The 26213-nt window shown below is 69.7% G+C and carries 20 protein-coding genes; 3 read left to right on the top strand and 17 right to left on the bottom strand.

The genetic code is table 11. The features are described from left to right. Positions 1-6 precede the first annotated feature (6 nt). From K7C98_RS08865 to K7C98_RS08945, 17 genes are all read right to left on the bottom strand, one after another. On the bottom strand, positions 7-360 hold the full coding sequence (locus tag K7C98_RS08865; protein ID WP_224191142.1) for a hypothetical protein: 354 nt from the start codon (positions 358-360) through the stop codon (positions 7-9). Positions 361-392: 32 nt separating this feature from the next. After that, positions 393-1286: a peptidoglycan-binding protein gene (locus tag K7C98_RS08870; protein WP_224191143.1), complete on the bottom strand. Its 894-nt coding sequence runs from the start codon at positions 1284-1286 to the stop codon at positions 393-395. Positions 1287-1288: 2 nt separating this feature from the next. Further along, a complete protein-coding gene (locus tag K7C98_RS08875; RefSeq protein ID WP_224191144.1) occupies positions 1289-1498 on the bottom strand; it encodes a hypothetical protein in 210 nt (69 codons plus the stop codon). 1 nt (position 1499) lies between these two features. After that, on the bottom strand, positions 1500-1694 hold the full coding sequence (locus K7C98_RS08880; RefSeq protein ID WP_224191145.1) for a hypothetical protein: 195 nt from the start codon (positions 1692-1694) through the stop codon (positions 1500-1502). Further along, entirely contained in the window at positions 1691-9682 is a 7992-nt protein-coding gene (locus K7C98_RS08885) for an SNF2-related protein (protein WP_224191146.1), read from the bottom strand. Before K7C98_RS08885 ends, K7C98_RS08880 begins: the two co-directional genes overlap by 4 nt. Positions 9683-9847: 165 nt before the next feature. Beyond that, positions 9848-10243, bottom strand: coding sequence for a hypothetical protein (locus tag K7C98_RS08890; protein ID WP_224191147.1), 396 nt, complete (start codon positions 10241-10243; stop codon positions 9848-9850). A gap of 1 nt (position 10244) precedes the next feature. Further along, entirely contained in the window at positions 10245-11027 is a 783-nt protein-coding gene (locus K7C98_RS08895) for a hypothetical protein (RefSeq protein WP_224191148.1), read from the bottom strand. 11 nt (positions 11028-11038) lie between these two features. Beyond that, positions 11039-12973: a hypothetical protein gene (locus tag K7C98_RS08900; protein ID WP_224191149.1), complete on the bottom strand. Its 1935-nt coding sequence runs from the start codon at positions 12971-12973 to the stop codon at positions 11039-11041. Beyond that, positions 12946-13263, bottom strand: coding sequence for a hypothetical protein (locus K7C98_RS08905; RefSeq protein WP_224191150.1), 318 nt, complete (start codon positions 13261-13263; stop codon positions 12946-12948). Before K7C98_RS08905 ends, K7C98_RS08900 begins: the two co-directional genes overlap by 28 nt. 52 nt (positions 13264-13315) lie before the next feature. Beyond that, complete coding sequence (locus tag K7C98_RS08910) at positions 13316-14329, bottom strand: hypothetical protein (protein WP_224191151.1); 1014 nt, start codon at positions 14327-14329, stop codon at positions 13316-13318. Continuing rightward, positions 14326-15171, bottom strand: a complete 846-nt coding sequence (locus K7C98_RS08915; RefSeq protein WP_224191152.1) for a hypothetical protein — start codon at positions 15169-15171, stop codon at positions 14326-14328. The genes K7C98_RS08910 and K7C98_RS08915 overlap by 4 nt, the downstream gene beginning before the upstream one ends. After that, the gene (locus K7C98_RS08920; protein WP_224191153.1) at positions 15168-15923 is read right to left on the bottom strand and encodes a hypothetical protein; all 756 of its coding nucleotides are present in this window, start codon (positions 15921-15923) and stop codon (positions 15168-15170) included. The genes K7C98_RS08915 and K7C98_RS08920 overlap by 4 nt, the downstream gene beginning before the upstream one ends. Positions 15924-15969: 46 nt before the next feature. Further along, positions 15970-16695, bottom strand: coding sequence for a hypothetical protein (locus tag K7C98_RS08925; protein WP_224191154.1), 726 nt, complete (start codon positions 16693-16695; stop codon positions 15970-15972). Positions 16696-16704: 9 nt separating this feature from the next. Further along, a complete protein-coding gene (locus K7C98_RS08930) occupies positions 16705-17352 on the bottom strand; it encodes a hypothetical protein (RefSeq protein ID WP_224191155.1) in 648 nt (215 codons plus the stop codon). 96 nt (positions 17353-17448) lie between these two features. Further along, positions 17449-17859, bottom strand: a complete 411-nt coding sequence (locus tag K7C98_RS08935) for a hypothetical protein (RefSeq protein WP_224191156.1) — start codon at positions 17857-17859, stop codon at positions 17449-17451. Then, complete coding sequence (locus tag K7C98_RS08940) at positions 17856-18302, bottom strand: hypothetical protein (protein WP_224191157.1); 447 nt, start codon at positions 18300-18302, stop codon at positions 17856-17858. The genes K7C98_RS08935 and K7C98_RS08940 overlap by 4 nt, the downstream gene beginning before the upstream one ends. 13 nt (positions 18303-18315) lie before the next feature. Beyond that, positions 18316-18888, bottom strand: coding sequence for a hypothetical protein (locus K7C98_RS08945; protein ID WP_224191158.1), 573 nt, complete (start codon positions 18886-18888; stop codon positions 18316-18318). Positions 18889-19198: 310 nt separating this feature from the next. Between K7C98_RS08945 and K7C98_RS08950 the strand changes: the two genes are divergently transcribed. The 3 genes from K7C98_RS08950 (at position 19199) to K7C98_RS08960 (ending at position 26212) form a co-directional block, all read left to right on the top strand. Then, positions 19199-20464 (top strand): hypothetical protein, encoded by a 1266-nt coding sequence (locus K7C98_RS08950; protein WP_224191159.1) that lies wholly within the window; start codon positions 19199-19201, stop codon positions 20462-20464. 190 nt (positions 20465-20654) lie between these two features. Continuing rightward, entirely contained in the window at positions 20655-24197 is a 3543-nt protein-coding gene (gene drmD / locus K7C98_RS08955; RefSeq protein WP_224191160.1) for a DISARM system SNF2-like helicase DrmD, read from the top strand. A gap of 497 nt (positions 24198-24694) precedes the next feature. Next, positions 24695-26212: a hypothetical protein gene (locus tag K7C98_RS08960; RefSeq protein WP_224191161.1), complete on the top strand. Its 1518-nt coding sequence runs from the start codon at positions 24695-24697 to the stop codon at positions 26210-26212. Position 26213: the final 1 nt, after the last annotated feature.

A 26213-nucleotide genomic window follows, 5' to 3' on the forward strand; every position in this document is an offset into this window, starting at 1 on the left:
AAGACCTCATTCCCGGCGGATGTCGACGACGACCTCGACTGCGCATTGAGCCGATGCATCGAACCACCACTCCTCGTCGAATCGGTCGAGTGATTCGTTGGCGTCTGGATCATCCGCGGCTACGACGATCTCCACAACTACGCCGTCATCCACGGCGGTGTATGTCCCGGAGCTGGGGCATAGCCGAAGTTGCTTGACCGCGTCTCTCCTGAAGAAGCGCGGGACTTGCTCCGCGATCTGCAGCAGTAGCGGAGCGAGCGTCGGGTGCCTGCTCAAGACGCCGGCGAGGTGCTCGGGTTGCAGGCAGGAGAACGCCGACAGGTCTGTCGAGCAGAGAGGCGTGCGGTGCTGTTCCTCCATGTCTTTTCCTCCATCCATCCGCGAGCCACGCGCTACTGCTCGCGCGCTCGCATCGCTACCGCCAAACCCACGGCGACGCCGACGAAAGTCGCCCCGCCGATGATCCACCAGCCGAGTCGGCCGATGGCGCTCAGAGGATCCGAGCTCGCACCCCCTGTGACCGCGCTGCCGCTCGAGGGGCTGCACTCGTCGGCGGAGCAGCCCTGGAGCTTGGCCAGGGCGCGCTGGATCGCGTCCTCTGTCTCGGGGCCCCACTTGCCGTCGACGCCGATCCCGAGGGCCGCCTGCGCGGCGCGGAGCGCCTCAGTGGAGGTCGCGCCCCACGTCGCGCCGACGTCGCCCTTGTAGTAACCGAGGGTCTTGAGCGCCTCGTGTCGCTGCCGTGTCTGGAGCAGCGATACCTTGTCGCCGACCATCCGCTCGACATAGTTGGTCGGGTTCAGCAGGCCGTCCGGCGGCGGCTCGGTCCTCCACCACACGGAATTCGCGGAGCGCGTCTCGGCGGCGTAGGTCTCGAGGTGGATCATCCCGTAGGAGCCGAGCACGCGCCCGAGCTTGTCGCCCTTGCGCACCTGCTGGCCGGTCGTGATGCCGTACTCCTTGTGCGAGCCGGCCTTGAATCCCCCGAGCACGAGGAACAGGCCCGAACTGGTGCGCAGGAACGCCGCCTTGGATCCCTCGCTCCAGCCGCGATCGATGCCGACGACCAGCGCGTCCTCGGGCGCGAGGATCAGCGCTCCGTCAGGCGCGCCGGTGAGGTCGACGCCCGCGTGCCACCGCTCGCACTTGTCGGTCGCGCAGCCGTAGGGCCTGCCGCCGCCGAGGCTCCAGGTCGCGAACTTCGGCGTCACGGTCGGTAGCGGCCACGCGGGTTTCGGGTCGCCCTGTGCCATCGCCAGCTTCTCCCACTCGGATGAACGGGCCATGGTCAGCGCCTCCTCCGTGATCCGACGAGCGCACCGAGCAGGCCGCCGAGCACGAGGCCGGCCGTCGTGGCGATCGTGGCCTCGTGGACGATCTTGCGACGGATGGTGTAGATCGCGTCCCCGTAGTTGGCATCGAACGTTCGCTGCTGGTCGGTGGCGTCGAACAGCACGTTGTCGAGCTCCGACTGCGACCTTGTGAGTGTATCGGCCATCTCACCGCCTCCCGATCTGGTAGCCGACGCTCAGACCGAGGCCGAGCGCGAGCGTACCCGCGAGGATGTTGAGGCCCATCCGCAGGCCGTGTATCTGCCGGAGGTCCGTCGCCAGCCGCTCATGGAGGCGCCGTTGCTCGCCGCGGAGCTGCTCGAGACGCTCCTGCGTCCGCTGCATGAATTCCTGGTCGGTCATGGTCTCTCCTCCACCTGGCCGCCGGTGATCGCGGCCTTGTCTTCGGGGGTGACGGGCAAGTGCGGCGGCGTGACGGCGATGTCGATCTGGCCCTCGCCGCAGCTCCGGGCGATCTCGGCCGCGGCGGCGCTGATTCGCCGAAGTGCCTCCTGCATGCGGCGGACCGCGTCGACGCTGAGGCCGTCCAAGAGCCGGCGGCGAGCCGTGTCGTAGTACTGCTTCGCCTGCTCGAAGGCGGAGCTCGCCCGTGCCTTGACATCGCCCTGGCACGGAGGCGCGTCGAGCATGACCGCGGTCCAATACAGGAGCATGCGGACGTCCTGAAGCGTCTTCGGCGCAACGACGAGGTTGTGATGGAAGGCGCGGAGCTTCCGGTACAGGTGGTCGAGGACGGCCACGTCGCGGCCGCGGAGGTGAACGAGGGCGCCCGGGGTCAGCCGATCGGTCGGGTCATCAATGGCCACGGTGCCGTGGGCCTCGTCGCCGCGCGTGACCCGGATCGTTCGCATCGAGGCGCGGTCGCCTTCCATGACCCGCTCGAGGATCGTGTCGCGGCCCGAGATGTCATAAATCGCGTTCTCCGGCACGCGCAGCACGCCGTCAACTTCGTCGACCTCGGCGACCTCGAACGTGTCGAGGACACTGTCCCACAGCTCCTGCATCAGCCGAGCGACCGGGACCGGCTCGACGCGGGCGCGAGCGAGGATGTCACCAGCGTCCATCAGGTGATGCGACTCGAGCCAGGTCTGGAGCTCCTCGGCGCTGATCCCGGACGGCACGGCGAATTCCTCGAGGGCGCGTGCGATCTCCTGGTAGCCGTCCGTTCGGCGCAAATCGCGGCTCAGGTCGGGATGCGCCCCGAGGGTATCGAGCGCGGCGTCGAGGATCCGGCGAGGCGGCCGCGCGGCGGGAGCTGCATCGCGCCCCGTCGTCTTGGCGCCTTTACCTGCTGTGAGCTTCTCGGCGGCCTTACGCGCCCGTTCGATGATCGGCAGGTAACTCTTGCCACTGGCGATCGCCTCGTCCACCTGGCGGAGGTACTTGACATGTTGTTTGACGGGCAAGCCGAGCACCTTGATCGCGCTGCGGGCCTCCTCGTGGGTCCGTTCGACCGTCCGCGCCGGCGGCTCAGAGCGCTCGCCCTCATCAGGCGCGTTGGTCGTTCTCGGGTCGAAGACGACGCGCCCCTCGCTCCACACTCGGCCGTTGTACGAAACTTGGTATCGCTGGCCATCCGACAGGATCACCTCTCCAGAAGGAAACGTGGACGCTCCCTCACCGCTGGCATCGACCGCGGCGCGGTACTCGTGGCTCGCCTCGTCGAGCGAACCGACGCGCTTGCGAATGTCGATCGCCCGGATCGTCGACGTTGCGGCACGCTCAATGCGGAGGGTCATCGCCGCATCCCCCGCCTCGGCGGTCTCCTGCGTCAGCGAGCGAGCGCGGCGCCAGATCGCCAGCATCGCCGTGTCGTCGAGCGTCTGTCCTTTTCGCTCCTCTCGCATGATCGCCTGCACGACCTTGTGCGCGTCGACCAGGTCGCGCTCGAGTCGGGTCAGCGTCTCCGCGTCGACCTCCGGCGCGAGGAAGAGTCCGTCCGGCAGGACGACACGAGCCGCGAGGAGCTGGCCGCCGTGTCCGATGACGTTGAACGATCGCGCGCCGTTGCCGGCGAGGCTCACCACGTATCCGCGACCCCGCAGGATGCTCGCCTCGGCGCGCAGGACGGTGATGACTTCGGCAGTCTTGGCTCCCTCCATCGCCTGTTTCTGACGATCGGCCTTCCCGACGCCGCCCATCATCAGGGCATCGGACATGGCGGCCCGCTGGAGGAACAGGTTGTCCACGACCCGCCGGTCGACATCCTCGGGCGGCTCGGAGCGGTCCTGCCTGGCGTCTCGATCGAGCAGCGCCTGCATCTGCTCGCGCTGCTCGTCGGTCAGGCGTGGCCTCTCCGATGAACCCGACGCACGACCCTCGCCACGCTGCTCTTGCTTCTGGTCGTAGGTCGTCGTGAAGGACTGCTCGTGGAGCGAGCGACGAAACGCCTCGTCGTCCGCGTAGCGGCGATACAGCTCGCCGTGCTTCTCGGGGTCCTCGTTGAACAGCGCGAGCATCACGCGGCCGAGGGCCTTGTCGTGTTCGATGCGCGCGTTCTGGGCGTCCGAGTGCTCGCGGGCGTTGCGGTACGCTTGATCCTCGAGCAGGCGCGGCACGATGAGCTCGCGCAGGAGGTTGCGCTCCTTCGAGAGCAGGTCCTGCGGGACCTTGCGGTCCCACCACGCGAGGCCGATGTCCTTCAGGTTCGTAAAACTCTCGCCGCTCGCGGGCGCGAGCTCGAGGAAGCGCTGCCAGCCGGCGCGAGTGGGCGGCAGGATCGTCGCGCCGCGGATCTCCGCGCCCGCGGCGATCGCCAGACCCTCCTCGTCGACCACTGGCACCTTCTCGCGGTGGTGCGACTCGGCGAGGCCCCCGGCGATCTCCCTCTCGAAGCGAGGCCACCACTTCTCCAGCCAGGCGTCGCTGGCGCCGCGCCAGCGCAGGTCCTCAAACTGCATGTAGCGGAAGACCTCACGGATCTTCTTCTCGATCGCCGCGGCGGTGCGCGTGTCGTCGTCGTCGGGCCACATCGGGCCCCCGTCGCGCGGCATCTCGCCGGGCGCGATCGGCGAGCCGTTCAGCGTGCCCGTGTAGGCGACGAGCTGCCAACCCGGCGAGCCTGCGGCGCGCAGGCCGATCTTGTCGCCCTCCTCGGTACTGACGATCTGGCCGAACTCGAGGTAGTCGAACTGGTCCGGCGCGCCGGCGCGGGGCCGGGCGACGCGCAGGCCCTCGTACACGGGCGCGCCCCCGTTCTCGGGCACGATCATGTCGACGTCGCGGGCGGCGTACATCCACGGCGCCCACGGCCACGCGTCGGCGTTGACCGACTCGAGATCGGCGAGGCGCTGCTCGCCCTCGTCGCGTAGGCGGGCTGCCCTCTCGGGGTCGGTGGCCGCTCGGGCGTCGCGGAAGCGGGCGGCGGCCTGGCGGAGCAGCCGCGCGGCCTCCCTGGCGATCTTGGCGCGCGCCTCCTCGACCTGGCGCTTGCGCTTCTCCTCGAGCAGCGCCCGCGTCTTCTCCTTGTTGCGCGAGATCATCAGGACGATGTCCTCGGGCGTGAGCTGCTGCTGCGCGGCGGGGTTGTTCGTGTCGCGGACTTGCGACTTGAGCAGCTCGCCGAGCCAGCCGGCCTTGCCGTCGATCAGGGAGAAGCGGTAGCCGTCGGTGCTGCGGTCGGCGAAGTAGTAGTAGATCTGCACCGTGCCGAGGGTGTTACCCTGGCGCACGGCCCGGCCGTTCCGCTGCTCGAGGTCGGCCGGCGTCCACGGCAGGTCGAGGTGGTGGATCGTGCAGGTCCGAACTTGAAGGTCGATCCCCTCGTAGGCGACCGAGTTGGCGATCACGACGTCGTACTTCGGCGCGATCGCGCTGTCGGTCGGGCGCGCGCAGGTGCCGGGCGCGGGCGGCTCGGAGGACAGGCCGTTGAACTCGCGGGCGATGCGGATCCGGTCGGCCGGGCCGGTCTCCTCGGCGTTGAGGATGGCGATCCGCTCGCGCGGGATTTCGTGCTTCACCAGCACCTCGCGCATCCACTGGTGGACCGCCGTCGGCTCGCAGAAGATGATGTGGCCGCAGTGCGGGCTGGCGGCGACTCGCTTCGCGCACTCGGTCAGCTTCGGACTCTCGTAGACGGGCCGCCCGAGACGGACGGTGACGTCGACCGGCTCACCGTCCTGGTAGACGCGCTTTTGGGCCGTGCCGCCTTCGAGCGCCGTCTTGTAGGAGTAGCCGTCCTCGAGCGCCGCGTGCAGGGCGATGAGCGACAGGCGGGCGAGGAGGCCGAGGATCGCGTAGCTCTCGCTGCCCTCCGGGTTGGGGTTGTCGAGGATCTTTTCGATCTCCGCGACGTAGCGGTCGTACTTCGCCTCCTGGACCTCGTCCATCTGGATCGTGATCGTCTCGACCAGCGGGCGCGGGAGCTGGAGACCGACCTCGGCGGCGGTGCGGAACTCCGCGTAGGTGAACAGGATCGTCCGCAGGTCGTCGAGGTTCTTGAAGCCCGTCACCGCGAGCTTCTTCGTCGGATCGAGCGTCGAGTCGAGCACCTCGCGGTACTCGATCTTGAGGAAGCGGTCGATGAACTGCTCGGGGTCGCGGATCCCAGCCTTGGTGAAGGCGGCCGGGTCGATGAACTGGATCAGATTGTAGAACTCGAGCGGGCTGTTCTTCGCCGGCGTCGCGGTCAGCAGGACGATGCCGGCGCCCCCGGTCTTGCGCCGCACGGCGGCCGCGCGGAAGTCGAGCTGCCACGCGCGGTCGGAGCCCTCGCCACCGCCGCCCATGAACTTCGGCACGCCGTCCTCGCGCGCCTGCGGCTTGTACAGGTTCTTGAAAGCGGCCGCCTCGTCGATGACGAGCATGTCGACGCCGATGTCGTCCCACGAGACGCCGGGGTCGTACTGCCAGTCCGAGGGCAGCGCGAGGATCTCCTCGACCCACGCACGCACGCCGTGCTCGAGCAGCGCCCGCTCGCGCTCGGACAGCTTCTCCTTCTGCTTGGCGTTCTGCGCCTTCTCCTCGAGCGTCCGCTTGCGCAGCGCGATCGATCGTGCGACGGCCTCGACCTGCTCGACGTAGGCCATCACGGCGTCCTCGTTCATCTTCGTCCGCGCGAGCGCGTCGTAGCTGAGGATGGCGACGTCGGCCTGGCCGGTTTGGAGCAGGGTCCACTTCTTCGCGCGCTGCTCCGGCGTGTCAGTCTCGGAGGTGATGACGTCCTTGCGGACGCCGCGAGTGATCCGCTTGCGCTTCGAGCCGATCACGACGACGCGGTAGTCGGGCAGCGTGCAGAGGATGTCGTCGTGCCACTTCCACACGAGCGAGCCCGGCACGAGGATCACGGGGCGGCGGACCCAGCCCTCCTGGCGCGCACGGGCGATGATCGCCAGCGCCGTGTAGGTCTTGCCGACGCCGACGTCGAAGGCGACGAGGCCCCCGCGCTGCGACAGCACACGCCGGGCGCCGGCGAGCTGGTGGGGCTTCAATTTCGGCGCGCCGGAGCCCCAGCGGGCGATGTCGAGCGGCTCGGGCGTGTAGGTCGGGACGATGCGGCCGCGAGCGACACGGTTGTACGCGTGGACGAGCTGCTCGCGCCGGCCCTCGTCGGCGGCGACCCACGCTTTGAATGACTCCTCCCACTGCTTCGCCAGGGCGAGCCGCCGCTCCGCGAGGCTCTGCTTGGCAGCCTTCCGCTCTTCACGACTCCGCGGCCCGGCGTCGCGGTCGCGCTTCTCTTGCGGGGGACGGAACAGCTCGGGATCGTGGTTGTAGTAGCCGAGGAAGGCGAGGGTCGCGGGGGAGATCGCGGGCGCTTTCTCGCTGGTGTAGTCGTGGCCCTTGAGCTGCACGAAGCCGTCCTTGCGCTCGAGCTCGATCGCGCCGTAGCGGCCGTTGAGGGTGGCGGAGATCCAGCCGGCGACGAGGTCGAGCGGGACATAGCCGTGCTGCGGGCTGATGTCGGTGAGGTCGTCGAAGACGGCCGGCGCGATCGCCTCGAGCAGCCGCCGCACCTGCACCTTCGCCTGCTCGTCACCCTGTGCGGCGCGGGCGGTCGCGCGGTCGTGCCGGGCCCACAGATCATTGCCAGTCAGGTACGCGTCGCGCGGGAGGAGTCGGTCCCACGCCTCGCCGTCGAGGTTCCACTCCGCCTCCAGGAGCGCCGCGACTGCGTCCGCCGAGCTGAGCGAGCCGCCCTGCTGCTTGTGGAAGGTCATGAGCTGCGCGAGGGTCAGCGCGCGCTGCTGGCGGAACAGGGCCTCGGCCTGCGCGACGACGTCGTTCGGCTGCCCGGAGAATTTCGGCTGCACCGCGGGCGGCTCGCGCAGCGCGGGGGCGATGCTGCCGGACTTCTCGAAGGCGTTGAGGAGGTGCTGGGCCGCGGCGAGCTGGCGGCGGTCCGCGAGCCCGCGCAGGGCCTTGTCCCGCCAGGGGTTGCCGGCGGTCGCGGCGAAGTCGCGCAGCGCCGCGTGGAGCTCGGGCCAGAGCTGCGCCGCCCGCTCGGCCTCGTCGGCGCCGACCGCCGCGAGGTAGCGACCGACGCGACGGCCGAGCTCGAGCGCCGGCCGCAGGTCGTCCTCGACGTCCGCGGGGATCGCCTCATCCTCGCGTGTGACCTTTTGAACAGGTCCGACCTCGCGCTGGACGATCGACGTGAGCACGCAGGCCGTGCAGATCGGGCGCGGCGTGAGGGCGGGCAGGCCGGCGAAGTCTCCCGTCACGGTGTACCGCCAGCTCCGCGCCATGCCGGCCTCGTCGTCACCGGCGAACGCGCCGTCCTCTCTGCCGAGGATGTGGTCCGGGTGGTGCTTGAAGTAGTCGCCATCGAGGATGAAGTCGTCGGCCTGGTCGACCTCGGTCAGCTCGCCGCCACGGCTGCGCCAGAACACGACGTCCATCACGACCGCTGCGCCGGGCACAGTCTCGCGGCCCTTCTTGTCGTGGCTCGGCAGGCGGAAGGCGCCGAGCAGGTGATGACGGCGCAGCAGCTTCTCGCGCAGGCCGCGGTTGAGGTTGCCGCTGAGGAAGCCCGCCGGGATCAAGAACACACCGACGCCGCCCGGCACGAGCAGGTCGAGCACGCGGCGCATGAAGTAGGCGAAGGCGCGCTTCTCTTTGTAAAATTCGTCGGGGTCCTCGCGGGCCATCGCGCCGCGCTCCCCGTAGGGCGGGTTGGAGACGACGAGCCCGATCGTGCCTCGGTAGCGCGGGCCCTCGCTGACGACCCAGCGCTCGAACGGGCCGTGGTACACGTCGGCGTCGGGCCGAAGCGCGCGCAGCAGCGTCGAGCTGACCGTGGAGAACTCGACCGCGGTCCAGGCGATCTTTTTAATCTGGCCGCCGGCTTCGAGCTCGAGGCAGCGGCGCGGGCTGAATGCGCGGATCAGCCGGCCGATACCGGCGCTGGGCTCGAGCGCCCGGACGACGCCGTCGTTGCCGGCGAGCTCGGGCAGGAGCGGGCACAGGGTCTCGGCGATCGCCTCGGCGATCGCCGTCGGCGTGTAGTACTCGTGGATCAGGCCGAACGACTCCGGCGTCAGTCCGGGCGGGACCAACTTCTTGACGTTCTCGATCGAGAGGCCGCCCCAGCCGGAGTACTGCGCGAGCGCCCGAAGATCCTCGGCCGTGAGTTCGCCTGGCTCTTTGGACAGGGCGAGCCGCATCGCCCGGAGGTTGGCGTCGGTGCGCCACGACTTGTCGCGCAGGTCCGGCGGGGTCTCGATCTCAAAGGGCGCACTTTTAGGTCGGGCGCCGGCGGCCCGCGCACGCGTCCACAGCGCGGCGGCGTAACGATCGAGCCGCGCCGCGTCGGCGATCCCGTCGCGGAGCTGGGCGACCCGCTCCTGCACGGCCTTCAGGTCGGCGCGCAGCCTCTCGTCGGAGCCCTCGGAATAGATCGGGTTGAGATGAAGCTCCCCCGAGGCGTTACGTACGATGAAGGGCGAGCCGGACTCAAGAATCACCAGGGCGGGCCGGCGCAACAGCAGCGGGACAGCGTCCCATCCGATCTGCCGGAGGAGGATCGCCTCGGCGCGGATCTCGGCGAACTCGACGCCGAACGCGACCGCCCCTTCCTGGCCGTCCGGGCCGGGGTCGCGCGCGAGCATCTTGTCCATCCGCTTCATGATCCGCTTGATCACGGCGGCGTCGGGCTCGGCGTCCTTCGGCCGCTCGCGCGCGGCGAGCTTCGCGTAAGCCGCGAACTCCTCGGCAGTCTTCGGCGGCTCGCCGCGCTTCATGCGGCGCAGCATCATCGCGCGGGCGACGACGGCCTCGAGCGCGTCACGGTTGCGCTGGATGAAGCCGTCGATGAACTCGGGCGAATAGCTCGGCGGCAGCTTGGCGCGCCAGCGCGGCAGGAGCTTGTCGAGGATGACAGCAGGGGTCATGGGGATCTCCGTGTGCGAGGAGGAAGGAAGGCGACTGGCCGCCGTCAAGCGGCGCATGCGTGCATCCAGAGGGATTCAGCGAAGCGCTGCAGGCGCTCCTTGGTGTCGGGCTCGGTGTCGATGGTCTCGTGACATTCGATGATTTCTACTCGGCCCGGGTCTCTCCTACGAATGCTCTTCGCCAGCGGCGTGCTTGAGGCGGCAGGGGCCGCAGCCGCAGGTCTTGCCGCAACCGCCGCAGCCGGTCTTCGCCGGCGGTTCGCCGGGCCAGGTGTCGAAGGTGCCGCCGGGCTGGACGAGGCCCTGGGAGAGCCAGGCAGCTCGCTGGGCCTTGAGGCTGGCGCCACCCTCGGCGGACAGCTCGTAGAGAGCGCCGCGCTGGCGCGGGAGCTCGGGGCGGTCCTCGACGCGGGCGCAGTGAACCGCGCCGGCGCCGACCATGACGCGCCAGCCGTCGTGCTGCGCGACGACCTCGTGCGCGTCGGCGAGGTTGAAGACGGCCTGGCTGTCGACGTAGCGCCGGCCGCCGATCTTGTAGATGGAACCTGGCTGATTGGACATGTCAGTCGTCCTCATCCTCGTCGAGCACGGCGTCGAGCTCGCTGCTGAAGCTGCCCATCAGCTCCTTGTCCTGGGCCGCCTTGCTCGGGCCCTCCGGCTCGGGCTTCGGGGCGGCCGGCTTCTCCTCGGTCTTCGGCGCGGGCTTCGAGGGCTTCGGCGCGGCCTGGATCTCCTCGTCCCTCACACGCTCCCTCAGCGGCGCCGGGCAGGCGCGAGCGACCTGACCCGCCGTGACGGGCCCGAACTCGGACTCGGGCCAGCCGGCGTCGTGGAGCTCCTGCGCGCGCTTCTTCGCCATTTCGACCTTGCGGAAGCAGCCGATGTGTTGGGGCCAGGTGCCCTTGAGCTCGTAGAACAGCGCCCACTGCGTATCCTTGGCGATCAGCGCTTTGAACTGACCTGCGGCGGAGGGGGCAGCGAAGCCGTCGTAGTCGTGATCCTTGACGGGCGTCCACTCGAGCGACGTGCCGCGGCCGCCGCTCCGCGATCCCGCCTTGGGTGAGGCGCGGAGCTTCTTCGCGGCGGCTTTGGCCCTCGACTTGTCCTCGGACGCTTGCGCCTCACGATCGCGCCGCTTCTCCGCCGCCGGCTTCGCGGGGGCCTGGATGAGCGCCTCGGACTTGTTCTTGGCCGCGCGCGGCGGCTGGTTCGCCGCGCGTTCGGTCTTGCTCTGCTTCCCGCGTTCACAACTGACGCGGCCGTCCGAGCTCTGCTCGATGACGACGGTCTCCCCTGATTCGCTCTCCTCGAGAGTCACCTTGAACTGCTGAAATCCCCAATTCACATTCCACCTTCCTATCGTGCATTGGTTCTTCTGCTCCGCGCGACGCCGACCGCGACGGCGATCGTCGTGGCGAGCGCGGCGCCGCCGAGCACCGCGGGGCCGAGCCATCCGGGGCCGCCGCGGTCCTGCTCGGGATCCGGGTCAAAGGGTAGTCCGCCCTGCGGCGGCACCGGCCGATCGGGGGCCGGCGCCTTCGGGTCGAGCGCCTCTGCGCCGGCGGAGCCGCGCAGCCCGAATTTGGCCGCTCCGCGCTGGATCGCGTTGGTCGGCACGCCGGCGTCCTTGAGGGCGCTGGCGTACTCCGGGTCGACCTCGCGGGCTGTCTCGTACTCGACCATCATCCGCGACGGATGCTGAAGCAACCGCTTGCGCATCTCGATGCAGTGGGCGCGTAGCGAGGCGTCGCGGAAGGCCGCATAGGCCGGCTTGTCGCCGACGGCGTCGGGGCGGACGTAGGCGCAGTCGAGGCTGCGCGAGAGCCTGCGCCGCTGGAGCTGGGCGACCGCACGAACGGCCGGGAGCACGATCGCGTCGTCGGCCCGCCTGTACTTCGAGAGCAGCAGCTCGCCGGGCGGCCACGGGACGCAGGTCATGCCGGGCCCGCGAGTCTGGGCATAGAGCGGCGGCGCGATGTACTCTTTGGTCTTGGCGTCGCGCGACCACTTTTGCGGCAGATATCCGCTCTGGGTCCGCGGCTTACCCTTGAGCACGAGGTCGCTGTACATGCAGCTCGTCCGCGAGCGCGGGGTCGCCAACGCCCCGTTCTGGAAGGTGCCGCGGGTAACGAGGGGAACGGTCGTGCCGTCCGTGGCCTCGGCGCACAGGACACCGGAGGCGCTGGCCCCGAACCGCCACTCGCCGTGGACCTCGCGCGCGAGGTAGCCGAGGAGCCAGTCTCCGTGGCCCTGGTCCATCGCCGAGGTGTAGAGCGCCGTGAACCAGTCCCGCCACAGCTTCTCGAGCGCGACGCAGTCCACCTTGTAGCTGTCGGGGCCGCCCGCCGCGATCTGCTGCCAGGTCGTGCCGGCGAGCTGCTGCAGCGAGGGGTAGAAGTCGCCGGTCTGCGTGAAGTCGCCGTAGAGATGGATCAGCGTGCCGTCGCTGTAGAAGCGGAGCGCTGAGTGCGGCGGCTGCGGGCGACCCCGGTATTGGAGAATCCCCGCGACGCGAAAGGTGCCGGGCAGGCAGCCGTAGGCGCCGTTCCATGCGACTGACTTGCCCGAGAACGGTGCGAGGACCTGGCCGATGATGTCGCTCTCGTCATCCACGCCGTCAGCGAGAGCCCAAGGGCGAGCGTCGGTCGGCGGCGAAAACATCGGTGTCCAGTCGACGCCGGCGGCCTCAACCTGTACGAAGGCTCGGACCCACTGCTGATCAGTGTCGCTGCTGTACCGCCGCCATGGCAGGATGGCTCGGCGTTCCGGTGGCACGCGATCCCCATCCAGCAATCCCTCGAACAGGGGAATGAGCGCCTGCCCGATGCCCGCCACGATTCCCACGATCCATCCGACCACGGGGACCGCCGTCACCGCGTCGAGCGCTGCATCGAGTGCCACGGAGGCGATCGACGCGACCAGCTTCGCCGGGTCCGTGGTCAACGCGAAGGGCACTTCCGCAAGTACGCCTGCGATGGTGTCCTTCTGAGTGTCGATCCAGGAGACCTTGGACCAGATATCAGAGAGCAGATCGCCTGCCTGCGTCGCCTTTGTCTTCCAAAGGATTTGGGTGGCGCTATTCCATGCCTGCCCTCCCGCCCGAGTGAGAAGCTCGCGGCCGACGGTGCGAGAGCCGCTCCCGGACGCGCGCTTCATCAGCGCCTGAAATGCATCATCGGCGTAGGAGTCAGCGCCCGGAAATGGGCTGACGAAGAGATCTGGAACACGGTCGAAGAGGCGGCTGTTCGGATCGATGAGCATGATCAGTCCGATTTCGTCGCCGCGCACCATTCGGTGATGCATGCGAGCGGCGTGGCCAGGGTTTGGGGGCAGGCGCCCTGATCGTCACATGCGATCTGGCATTGCCCGGCATGACACTCATGCTTCCAACCTTCGATCGGCTGGCAGTCCGAGTCCTCGACGCACTCCTCCTCGCAATAGCCTGCATAGCAGGAGAGGCCGTCGTCGCAGACTTCGGGAGCACATGGCTCGCCAAAACTGTTGCGGTCGTCTTCCTTGCAGCCGATGCTGTCGGCGACGAGGAGCAGGAGGACGGGGACGATGATGTTGCGAGCATTCATAGGCGCAGCGTAGACCAGCGCGCTTCCGCTCGTCGAGCCACCGGGACAGCGTTCAGCCAGCACGCGCCACCTCCTCGACGTGCTGTCGCAGGCATGGGTCGGCCGAGCTCTCGGCGATCCGCTGGACGTCGGACGGCAGCGCGACCAGGGCCCGGAGCGCCGCGCGGCGCACCGCGAAGAAGCAGGCGAAGCGACGCAAAGAGTAGTTGTAGGCCGGCGCGGCGATGCGTCCGCGAGGACCGCTGATTCCCTCGAGGTGCAGGCTGCCTTGATGGACATACAGGAAACCGGCGCGGCGGTAGAGCTGTCCGGCTACGGCGCGGCCGGGCTGGTAGACCGGCAGGCGGGCGACGAGCGGCGCGGTATGGGCGGTGAAGTGCTCGAAGATCGCCGCGACCTGGCGGGCATCCTGGCGGAGGTTTCCGCCGGGCTCGAGCAGCCGCGCCATGGCCCGCATGCCGGTAAGGGCGGGCATGGCCGCGCCCGCGGCCCAACGCGCGCCGACGCCGGGCCCGTCGATCCGCGAGCTGTACACCCACGGGAAGGTGCCGAGGTGCAGCACGAGCGGCGTGGTCCAGCCGCACGCGCTCTCCGCCCGCGGCGGGGGGCCGTTCCAGCCGTCGCCGAAGTAGCCCGGCGCCGTATCGGGGTAGAACGCGCGGCGGAGCTCGTCACCATCGTCGTAGCAGGCGCCCGCGGCGAGGATCGTCGGGTCGGCCGACACGCGCCACAGCTCGCCTCGCTCTTGGCCCGCGGCGAGGAGCTGCGCGAGCACGGCCTCCTGCGTGCGCGCATGGCTGTCGGAAAGGCCAGGTCGCTGCGCGCGGAGCCAGCGTGCGAACGCGTCGACGCCGGCCTGGTTGGTGGCGGTCACCCGGTCGCGGACGACGCGGAGCGGGGCGAGCGTCGCCTCGAGCTCCTGCGAGAAGCCGAGCAGCTCGGCGATCGCCTGCCACTCCACGCGGTACCAGGCATGTACGTCCATCGGCGAGCGCAGGTCGAAGTCGCCGACGAGGTCGGCGACGCCGCGGATGTCGTCGCCGTAGCAGGTGAGGTCGGGGGTCATGCCAAATCCTTCGGGAGAGCGCCGACAAGCCCGGCGAACACGGCCGGCACGCCGGGCCACGCCGAGGCGTCGAGCTTCGGCGGGATCGTCGACGTGTCGAACAGGTCGATGTTGAGAGCGACCGCGTCGGTGAGGAACCGGGCGCGGACGTCGTGGTACTTCGTCCCCCCGCGCCCGCTGCCGAGCAGCGACGGGTTGGCCCAGCCGACCTTGATATCGGCGATGTCGTCGACGCGGTAGTTCCTCAAGATGCGCTGCATGTACACGGCAGCGCCGAAGGCCGCGGCACGTGGCTGAAAGACCAGCTCGGGCGGCGCGTTCAGGAGCGGGGCCTTGCTGCCGACCTCGGGCACGCCCGTCCAGAGGAAGTACGGCGCGAGCGCCCCGAACAGGCCGCCGCTGCCGAACTCTGCGGCCTGCGGGCCGTAGCGCAGCGGCGGGTTCTTCGCCTTGTTGTTGTCGTAGGCGAGGCGCGAGCCGTCGCGCTCGTCCTGCTCGCCGGTCGCGTTGCCGTTGTGCGCCGTCGTGACGAAGCGCGACTCGCGGTAGGAGATCGTCGCGAACACACGGGCCGAGCCCGGGATCTTCGCGACCTCTTCCATCAGGACGTACAGCGGCCGGAGGTCGACCGGCGTCTCGCCCCAGTTGGTCGAGAGGTCGCCCTTGACGTCGGCGGCCCTCGGCAGCGGCGCCAGCTCGATCGCCGGCGCAGGCCCGGGACCGGGACCGGGCGTGGGTGTTGGCAGGCTCGCCGCGCTCGCGCGACGGCTGTAGAGGAGCGCCCCGCCCACGCCCACGACGCCGAGCGCGGTCCCCAGCGTGACCCAGATCCCGCGGTTCACGGCTGCTCCTCCTGTTGCGAGAGCACGTCCTCGAGCTCGCGGCGGCTGCGGCTCTGGCTGACGGCGTAGACCGCCACGCCGGTGGCGACGACGACGGCGGCCCCCGCCGCGAGCACGGCGGGGTGCTTCCACGTGATCTCCGCCGGCGTCGCCGGTGGTTGCGGCGCAGGCAGATCCTTCGTCGCGGGCTCGGTCGGTCCGGGCGACGGCGACGGCGCCGGGGCGCCGCTCGTCGCGCCGTTCGTGTCCTCCGGGACCTGTCCCGAAGTGTTGCCGATCATGCTGACCCACCCCTGCGGGCCGATCGATTTCGTGATCGTCTGCGTGTCCCAGGTATCGAGCGCCCTCTGCAGCGGCTCCCATTCAGCGAACTCGGGCGAGCCCGTCTCGGGGAGCCGATTGCCTGGGTCGAGGTCAGCCGAGTCCGCCTGGCCGCGGATAAGCACGAGCAGCGCCGGGGCCAAGGCGGGCCTCGGTACCGCGACGACGCTCCCGAGGCTGCCGCCCGTGCCCCCACCGCCACCGCGCGGCGTCATCACCTGGACGGCGGACCAGGGCCACGCGCTCGTCGGCACCCTCTGCACGCGAGCCATGAAGTCGGCGCGCGCGGCATCCGTGGCGTCGTCGTAGGCCGCCTTGATGAGCAGCTTGACGTCTTCCTCGCGTAGCAGGCGCTCGGGCCCCTTGAGGGTGCGCTCGGCCGCCGACAGCTCCACGAGCCGGGCGACGCGATGTCGATCGATTACGGCCATGGTGATGCTCCTTGACAAATGGAGGGAGTCTTGGCGCGCGATTGGATCAGTCGGCGACCCAGGTCCACTGCTCGCCGTTGTTCATGATGATCCCGCTGCGCTGAATCGCCTGGCCGATCACGCCGCCGGCGAACGTGTCGCCCGCCGCGGCGAGGAGCGTGGGCATGCCGACACCCTTGCGAGTGACCGTGAGGACCGCGTCGAGAGGCACGATCGAGCGCGTCGGCAGGGTGATGTTGCCGGCGTTGGCGCTGTCGTAGATGAGATGGAGCGTGCCGAGCCATCCGGGCAGCGCAGCGCTGGCGGAGAAGCGCGCGACGCGGACGCCGGTGTCGCGCGCCCTGAACGCCGCATCGGACCACTCGTGCAGGCGCGAGCCGAGCTCGTTGACGCCGCCGATGCTCTCGATCAGCAGCTCGAGCTTGACGATCCCCTGCGGCGGCGTGAACACCCGCAGCTCGTCGCTCGGCCGGACGAGGGTGAGCCGCATGTTGTCGGCGCTGGGGGTGTACTGCGCGCGGATCTGGGTCGGTGCGCCGGTCCTCAACTCGATGAAGGTCTGCGGGTCGATCGGCTGGGTCGTCAGGATGCACGCGTGCAGGACGTAGGGATCGCCGGCGGGTACCTGTCCCCAGAGCCCGGCGGGCAGGATCCCCGCGGGGGCCGACAGCTCGGCCTCGTTCCAGCCTTCGACCAGGCGGAACGTCGGCGCCTGCGTGACCGGCGTCTGCCCGTCGAAGCCGCCGCGGATGATGAGCTTGATCTTGTTCATCGCGGCCTCCTACTTGGCGGTGGCGTTCTTGCACCCGCTCTGGCACCGGTGGCCGGTCGCGCACGCGCTGCAGCACTTGACCGCGTTGGCGTGCTCGACGTGGAGGCGGATGTTCTCGATCTGGTTGGCGTTGCCGGTGTGGGAGATCCGGACGCGCAGGCGGTTGTTGCCGCCGATGCAGCAGTGCTCGCCCAGCGCGAGCGGGATCGGGAGCTTGCCCTCGCCGATCACGGTGTTGTCGTTGTTGTAGATCTCGCTGCCGTACTGGATCGCGTCGAGCGGCTCGGTGTCGACGAACCACTCGATCTTGATCTCGTCGTGGTTATTGCCATTGTTGGCCAGGCGGTAGCGCAGGACGTAGCAGCCCGTGGCCCACGGCGGGTACGCCGCTTGCGACAGCACGATGGACGAGCCGGGGGCGACGGGGACCTTGCCCTCCACGACCTGATCGATGTTGGTGCGGCCGCCGCGGTAGAAGCGGGCCACCGTGATCGGGGCGTACAGCAGGTTCTCGCAGCCGATCTTCGGCACGCCGAGGCCGCAGGCGGGCTGCTCGGTCTGTCCGGCCGGAAGCATGGCCGCGCCGCCCGAGATGCCGAGTCGCCTGCCGAGCTGCTCGGCGAGGTAGTCCAGATTCTCTTGTGTGCTGGTGTCCATCGTGTCTCCTGATTTCTGAGTATGAGCGGTCCTGGCCCTCGCCCGAATGGGTGAGGGAGCGGTTGTGAGATGCCGTAAGGGTCAGGTCAGGTCAGATCAGACGCGCCTCCCGCCGAGCAGTTCGGCGAGCCCCTGTCTGGTGCGATTCGTGGCGGAAACAGGGGTGTTCGAGGTCTCGGCGGCGGACGCGACGGTGGACGTCGAGCCGCGACCCATCAGCTCCATGAACGCCTGGTCGACCGCGCTCGGCGTGGAGCTGCGGGTCGTCGCCGTCGAAGGAGATTCGGCCGGCGTCGGTGCCGTCGCTGGCTCAGCGGCTCGGGGGCTCACCTCGAGCGACCACGAGAGGACGAGGACGTGGCCCTGATCGAGGCTGACCCCGCGGACAGCTTCGACCGGGACCTCGATCTTGTACTCGAGGCCGGCGTCGTCGACTGCGTGGACGAGGGCGCGGCCCTCGGGGCTGGTAGCGACGCGCCGCACGAGCGCGAGGACCGTGCCCTTCACGGTGCGGCCTCCGGCTTCGGCGCCAGCATGCTGTAGATCACCGCGCCGGTGATGTACGACAGGCCGCCCGCCGCGAGCATCGAACGGCCGGACAGGCTGATCGGCGCCGCGAGGCCGGCGATCGTCGGCACGGCGCCGAGGGCGGTCACGGGCGGCACGCCGCCCACCGTCGTGTTGCTCACGGCCTTCTGCGACAGCGCCCCGGCGATCACGCCGAGGGCCGCGCTGGAGGCGACCATCAAGACCTCGTGGACGCGGCCCTGACGGATCGCCGTGACCAGTGCGGCGGCCTCGGTGTCGGTGTCGACCTTGCGGATCGCCTGCGCCGTGCCGAGGTCTTGCCCCTTGTAGTAATTGGCGACGGCGACCCGCAGCGTCGTGCCGATCGAGCCCTCGGCCTGGGCAAGGACCTGTCCTGCGGACCATGATGTCTTTTGAGCCATCTTCGTTCCCTCCCTATTTCTGCTTGTCGCCAGCGACCGCTCGCACGAGCCCCGCGACGTAGTCGGTGAGCGTCGGGCCGCTCTGCGCGAGCGCCCGCGGCTTCATCTCGGCGGCGAAGCCGCTCAGGAGCTGGGTCGTCGTGACGCTCCGCCTCAGCAGGTCGACGTCGGCGAGGCTCTTGTGGGTGAGGGCCCGCTGCTGCGCGACCTCGTCGGCGAACCGCCGCTCGTTGTCGAGGCACATTTCGCGGTAGCGCCGGAAGACGTCGTGCAGGTCGTTCATCGACTGGACGTAGCCCTTGCGCAGATCATCGAAGAGCTGCGCGAGCACCTGGCCGTACTCCTTCAGCCTCTCCGCGTCGGGCGGCGGCGCGGCGACGCGGGCCGGCGCGGGTGCTGCCTCTCCGGACAGGGCTGCGAGGGCCGCCAGACGGGCCTCTTCCGGAACGAGCTGGCCGTCGAGGTAGATGGCGGCGTCAGGTAGCACTCGGTAGCAGTCAACGAGCGCGCCGACGAGCTGAGCCTCCGCGACATCCTTCTCCGTAACGAAATCACCACACGCTGTGCTGACGACCATGCGCCGCATCGACCTCACCCCTCCGCTGCGAACCCAGACAAGCCGATCATCGAACCGCGTGCAACCAGATTTTTTCGATATTCGAATGCTCGGGTGCGAGCATTTCTGGATACGGGTCGACGCGACTGTCCCGATATTGTCCCGATGCTGTCCCGATGTTGTCCCGATGCTGGCTGGCTCTCGGCACGGAGTTGGTCCCAGAAGGGGCCGCTCGTAACCCGTGCAAAACGAGTTATCCGCGCCCTGGGGCAGGTAGGACATCGGGACGAGCTTGGTACAAGCAAACAACTTCGCAAATCCCCGTTGGGGGGCTAACCTCATGAAGCGCCCCGCTGCTCGCGCCCTTTCGCGTGCTATCGTGACAGTGCGAGGGGATGTGAGGGCGGCGGAGGCGGGGCTCGATGAATGGGCGATCGACCAGGCGTTCGCGGAGTACGAGGCGTACTCCGAGGGCGAGCAGCTATCGATCGTGGTCGACGAGTCGACCGTGGCCGCCGGGATGAACCCCCCGGAGCAGCAGGTGCAGCGGTTCAGGTTCGTCTGGCCCGCGGGGGGTGAAGTGCACTTCTGCGGGGCTCCGGCCGACGAGGCCCACTGGCATGCCGCGTATGTCGGCGAGGCCGGTCAGGTTGTCACGCCGCTGGCTGTCGGCGAGCTCGCGGATGTGAAGACGACCTGGGCGCGGATCCGCGACGCCGTCGATCCGCATCAGCTGCCGGCGCCCGCGGTTCGACTCGGTGACGACGTGCGCCGGCACTTCAAGCCGGCTTGCGGACGTTTCCTCGTCGGCGTCGTGCAGGAGGGCCCCACCACGATCTTGCTGGTGGCGCTCGCCCGGCAACTCGCGGTCGTCCTCGTCGAGGGTAAGCGCCGGGTCGTGCTCGACATCAAGTCGCCCCTCGACCTCCGCGACGTGCTCGTCGATCGCATGCGCAGCTTCCAGCGACCTGCATCCGCGAGGAGTTCGCGGCCGCGGGAGGTCGACCAGGCACCTGTCTCATCAGCCACTCGGGCCCACTACATCCGGATCGTCGACGGCCTGCCGACCGAGGTCGCCGGCGGCCCCTCGATCCCTGACGTCGTCTGGCGCTGCTTCAAGGGCCTCGAGCACCGGGCGAAGGCGCTGCGCTCCGCGCCTGCGCTCCCCAGGCCCGAGCGGGTCGATCACGCTGCCGATCCGTTGGTCCAGCCGGAGAGGCCGCTCCGGCGGCTCAAGGGCAAGAAGTACCTCCACCTGCTGCTGCGCGCGCTGTTTCGATGCAGCCTCAAGGGTGCCGACGACCTGGTCGGATTGATAGGCGCGATCCACAGCGAGATCGAGCGTCACGACCCGTCGCTGGTGATTACCCGCGAGGCGCTCGCGGACACACTCAACCTTCTGTGCGCGACAGGCACCTGTCTCGTCACGCGCGCCGAGGGCGAAAGGATCTGGCACGTCCACCTCGTCGGCCTGAACGACCCGTCTTCTGCGCTCCACCGCCGGCTGCTAGCCGAGACGCCGATCCCGTTCCGCTTCCCGGCGTCGGCGACCACCGACGTGTTGGCGGGCGACGAGGAGGCGGCCCCGGCGGCCGACCCGACGTAGCAGGAAGATCGGGGTGAGGTCGGCGCGGTCGCTCAAAGCACGCGCAGTTCGGCGCGCAGGGGATCGACGGCGAGGCGCCAGGCACCAGCGCGGCCCTCCGCAGCGCCCCCGATCCCCCTACTCGAGAACGTCTTTTCGGGCCGCCCACCTTTCCCTAAAATGCGGCTCCGACTCAGAGGTCCGCGCCCCCATGACTCAGCCCCGGCCTAGCACCGCGAGCGTCCTCGGCGCCCTCACCCGCGAACGGCTCTTCGACCTCAGCCGCGTCTTCGGCGCCGGGTTACGCGCCTCGCGGCAGAGCAAGGCGCAGGTCGCCCAGCTCCTTGCTGCGGTGCTCGGTGACCGGCGGATGCTCGACGTCCTCCGCGAGCTCGGTCGCGACGAGCTGCGGACCGTGTGTCGCGCGCATGGCCTGCGCGACGATTTCGCCGCCCGCCAGGAGCTGATCGTCGAGCTCGCGGTCGCCGCCGGGCTCGATCTCTCGCAGGAGGCGGCGCCTGCGCCGACCACTCGCGACGGCGTCCCGCAAGCGGGCCAGGTCCTTTCCGCCCGCGGCCGGCAGTGGCTCGTCGAGGCCGTCGAGCCCGGCGAGCACCAGGAGTCGCCGCTCTTGCGCCTCGCCTGCCTCGACGATGACGCCCCGGGTCGGACCCTCGAGCTCCTCTGGGACCTGGAGATCGGCGCCCGCACGATCGAGCCCGAGGCTCACGGCCTCGGCAAGCCGGCGCGTCTCGACCCGCCCTCGCACTTCGGCGCCTACCTCCACGCGCTCAAGTGGACCGCCGTCAGCGCCGCCGACCCCAACCGCTTCCAGGCTCCGTTCCGCGCCGGCATCAAGCTGATGGCCCACCAGCTCACGCCGTTGATGAAGGCCCTCGAGCTCCCGCGCGCCAACCTCTTCATCGCCGACGACGTGGGCCTCGGGAAGACCATCGAGGCCGGCCTTGTCCTGCAGGAGCTCATCCTGCGCCAGCAGGCCGGCTTCGTCCTGATCGTCTGCCCGGCCTCGGTCAGCCTCCAGTGGCGCGACGAGATGATGCGCCGCTTCGGCCTTCGCTTCGAGGTAATGAGCCGTCAATTCATCGGCAGCCGTCGTCGGGAGCGCGGCTTCGGCATCAATCCCTGGGCCACGCACAATCGTTTCATCGTCAGTCACCCGCTGATTCGCCGCCCCGAGTACCGGGATTCGCTGCTCGCCCACCTCGGCCACCGCGCCGAGAAGGGCCTCCTGATCCTCGACGAGGCTCACGTCGCGGCCCCCGCGTCGGCGACCAAGTACGCGCTCGACAGCGACACCACCCGGGCCATCCGCGACCTCGCGCCGAAGTTCGACAACCGCCTCTTCCTCAGCGCGACGCCCCACAACGGCCATTCCAATTCGTTCAGCGCGCTGCTCGAGATCCTCGACCCGATCCGCTTCACCCGCGGCGTCCCGGTCGAGGGCGCCCAGGCGCTCGCGCCGATCATGGTCCGCCGGCTCAAGCGGGACCTCCGTCAGCTCGGCGTCGAGCGCTTCCCGCGGCGGATCCTCACCAGCATCGCGCTCAAGCACGATGCGCGCGGCTGGTCGGCCAGCGCCGTTCGTTACGACGCCGAGGACAACAGCCGCGAGGCGTCGACGATCCTTGCCGAGGGCACGGGTGGTGAGCCCCACGAGCTCGAGCTCGCCGCTCTTCTCGCGCGCTACACCGAACTGTGCGCTCCGGCGAGCGGGCGCGGCCGACTCGTCTTCATCAACCTGCAGAAGCGCCTGCTCTCGAGCCCGGAGGCCTTCGCCCGCACCCTCGAAGTCCATGCCGGCGCGGTTTACCGCGCCGGCGGCGTCAAGGTCGTCGCGTCCGTACAGACCGAGCTGCTCGCCGACCCCGAGACCCACGGCACCGACGACGAAACCCTGGCCGCCGAGGACGACGCCGAGGTGCGCGCCGCCTCCGCCGCGCTCCCGTCGCCCTCCGTCGAGGCGACCGACCTCCTAAAGCGCATGCGCGCGCTCGCGGACAAGGCCCGCCGTCAGCCCGACGGCAAGGCGCGCGCGCTGCTCGCCTGGATGCGCGCCGCGCTCTGCCCCGGCATCGGCCAGGACGGCGACCTCCCGCAGAAGAGCCGCGCCTGGTCCGACCGCCGGGTCATCCTATTCACCGAATACGGGGACACGAAGCGCTATTTGCAGGAGATCATCACCGAGGCCATCGCCGGCACCGACCGCGCCGACGAGCGGGTCCTCGTCCTCCACGGCGGCATGGGCGACGAGGCGCGCGACGAGGTTCAGCGGGCCTTCAACGCCGACCCCGGCCAGCATCCCGTGCGGATCTTGATCGCCACGGACGCCGCCCGCGAGGGCATCAATCTCCAGGCCCATTGCGCCGACCTGTTCCACGTCGACATCCCGTGGAACCCCGCGCGTCTCGAGCAGCGCAACGGCCGGATCGATCGCACCCTTCAGCCGGCCCCCGAGGTCCGGTGTCATTATTTCGTCTACGAGGATCGCGCCGAGGACCGCGTGCTCGAGACCCTCGTCCGCAAGATCGACACCGTCCAGCGCGAGCTCGGCTCGATCGGCGCGGTCTTGATGGACGAGATGGAGCAGACCCTCGAACCCGGCATCACCACGAAGACCGCCGCGACGCTCGAGGCGATCGGCGCCGACGCTCGCAGCAAGACGGCCGACGCCGAGCTCGAGGGCCAGCGCGAGAACCTCGACCGGCTGCAGGCCGAGGTCCACGCGGCAGGGCAGCGCCTCGAGGAGTCACGCAGGGCCCTCGAGGTCAGCCCCGACGCCCTCCGCGGCGTCGTCGACATCGGCCTCGGCCTCGCCGGCGCCGCCCGGCTCGGAGACGGCCCCGCGACCGCAGGCGGCCGTCGCAGCTTCATCCTCCCCGAGCTCGACCGGTCCTGGCAGTCGACCCTCGACGTGCTGCGTCCACCTCGCGGCCGCGACGAGCCGCTCTGGGAGTGGCGCCAGCGCCCGCCACGGCCCGTCACCTTCGAGCCGCTCGAGCGCCTGAGCGACGACGCCGAGCAACTCCACCTCGCCCACCCCTTCATCAAGAGAATCCTCGACCGCTTCCTCGCCCAGGGCTACGGCGCGCACGACCTCTCGCGCGTCTGCGGGGTCGTCGTCGCCGGCGAGAACGTCGCCCGCGTCCTCGCCTATGCCCGCCTCACCCTCTTCGGCCCCGGCGCCGCCCGACTCCACGACGAGCTGATCGCCGTCAGCGCCCCCTGGCCGAAGACCGACGCCGAGGTCACGCCCTACAAGGACGCGGCCGCCGCCGCTCGCGCCCGCGAAGTCAGCGAGCATGCGCTCGCTACCGGCGGTCGCGCGCTCCCCACCAAGGTCGCCGAGCAGGCGCGGACTCGGGCCCCCGAGCTGTTCGCCGCACTCTGGCTCCACCTCCGCGTCGAAGCCGACGCCCGCGGCGTCGAGGCCCGCAACAGCCTGGCCCGGCGCGCCCGCAAGGAGAGCGACGAACTCCGCGACCTGCTCGAGCGCCAGCGCACCGCCATTCGGGCCGCCCGCACCAGCCTGCGCCAGACCGTCCTCCCCGACGTCGGCGATCAGGCCCAACAGCGGCAGATCGAGCTCGACCTCGAGCACCTCGGCAACCGCGAGGCCCGGATCGCCACCGAGCTCACCGAGGAGCCGAAGGCCATCGAGAACCTCTACGCGGTCCAGATGACCCGCTTGACCCCCGTCGGTCTCGTCATCGCCTGGCCGGAGGCGATGACGTGAAGCCTGCGGCGCGCTATCCGTTGCACGCACAACCGGGCGGCACGTGGCACACCCGGTCGACCGCGATGCATGTGTTCCCGCAGGCCTTCCCCTTGTGGCAGGTCCGACAGCACGATGTCTGTGGCGCCCGTTCGGGACGCGACGGTACACTCCAGGACCTCGGAAGCTCGGATGGGGTCTCCGTCTTGACCTCCGTCTCCCACGAAGTCGAACGGCCTTCGATGACCCACTCCGACTCTCCGGAGCTCACCTCTTGCAACGGCTGGCGCGGTCGCTCCGGCGCGACCGCGGCCGGCTCCACCGGCTCCGGCTCCACCGGCTCCGACTCCACCGGCGCCGACTCCGGCATCGCCGCCTCTCCGCGGCCACGACATCCCGACTCGAGCGCTGTGAGCACAATGACGGTCGTGAATCCTCGCATGACACGCTCGCCGAGCGACCGAACCGAGCCGGGCCGGAACTCGCCGCGCGTGGCGACCTTGGGGAGCGTCCTCACGATGCTCTTATCACTGGCTGCCTGCGGCGGTGTCAACACCGGTCAATCTCTCGAGGTTCCCGCGCCACCCGAGGCCCTGCTCGGACACGGCTTCGACTCCCTCTCCGGCTTGACTCGTGGCGTCTGCATCGACTCCCGGCCCGTGGACCGATTCGAGCGGCGCGGAGCAAACACGGTGACCCAGGTCTTTTACGCCCGGAGCAAGGAGGAGATCATCCGTGAGATCGGCTTCTCGGGCGGCGTCAGCTTCGGGCTCGCCGGTTTCGGGCTCAACCTCGGCTTCGAGGCCCTGGACCGCGACGCCCAGCAGTCGACGACGACCTTCGCCGTGATCCGGATTCAGATCGAGACGCCGAGCGAGACCCTGCGGGACTATCGCCTCGACGACCATGCCGTCCAGACGCTCCGGCGCGAGGGAGCGGGCAAATTCTACGAGAAGTGCGGCGACGGCTTCGTTACGGCGATTCGGCAGGGCGGATTCTTCCTGGGGATCGTCGCTCTCGACACAATCGCGAACGAGGATGTGAAGCGCGTGTCTGGTAACGCCGGCGTCTCGTTCCTGGGTATCGGCGTCCAGGGCGGGGCGAGCTCGGAAGCTCGCGCTTTCCTCGAGAGACACCGCGCCCGCTATTACATCATCCAGAACGGCGGCAAACCGGGCGGATGGGCCTCGGTGAAGCAGCTCGAGACCATCGACCACCTCCTCCAGCGCGCGGAGGACTTCACGCACTCCGTCGCCAGCGGGAGGAGCGTACCCACGCGTCTCGTCGTGCGCCCCTATCAGGTCGCGTCCAACCTGCCGCGCAAGGCGAACCTCTGGAACGTGATCGAGCAGAGCCGCTTCCTCGACGAGCTCGCGGTCAAGTACGGCGAGGTCAAGCGAGCGAGCGCCGAACTGCACGACAAGCTGGCCACGAGCACTTGCACCAACCGCCGTGAGGCCAAGGAGCTCGAGCAGCTGAAGACGCGATACACCGCCCAGATCACGGCCATCCAGCAGCGCGCCCAGGACTGCTTGAACGACCCCCAGCGCAGGTGCACGGATCACAGGTTGGACACCGTCGATGCCCGCGCCCACCAGGCCGCCCTCGAGCTCTGCAAGAGCTCGCCGGGCCTCGCTGGAACCTTCCGCCCCGAACCTCCGCGTCCACGCCAGCAGCCGGGCAAGGACACGGAGTGCAAGCTCTGGCAATTGTCGTCCCTCTCCGCGCAGGCTCCCCCCCGCCCGAGCCGCAACGGCGAGGCGCAGCCGGAGCCGTTCGTCACGCTCATGGTCGATCGGAAGCCAGTGCCGATCGCCGCCAAGGCCCCGGGCGCTACGAGCCGGCAACTGAACGATGTCTACCTCAAGCCCGGTGCGAAGTTCCTGGCCCGAGTGGGACACCACGGCGGGTTCCTGGGCATCGGGGGCTCCTCGGAGACGCTCTCCGGCGAGCTCCCGGCGACGCTCCCCCGCGGCACGTGGACGCTCGAGAAGGGTCAGACCAGGGTCGTCTTCCAGACCAGGTGCGTCGAGTGAT

Source organism: Nannocystis pusilla (genome assembly GCF_020073745.1).
In the GTDB taxonomy this organism is placed as follows: domain Bacteria; phylum Myxococcota_A; class Polyangia; order Nannocystales; family Nannocystaceae; genus Nannocystis; species Nannocystis radixulma.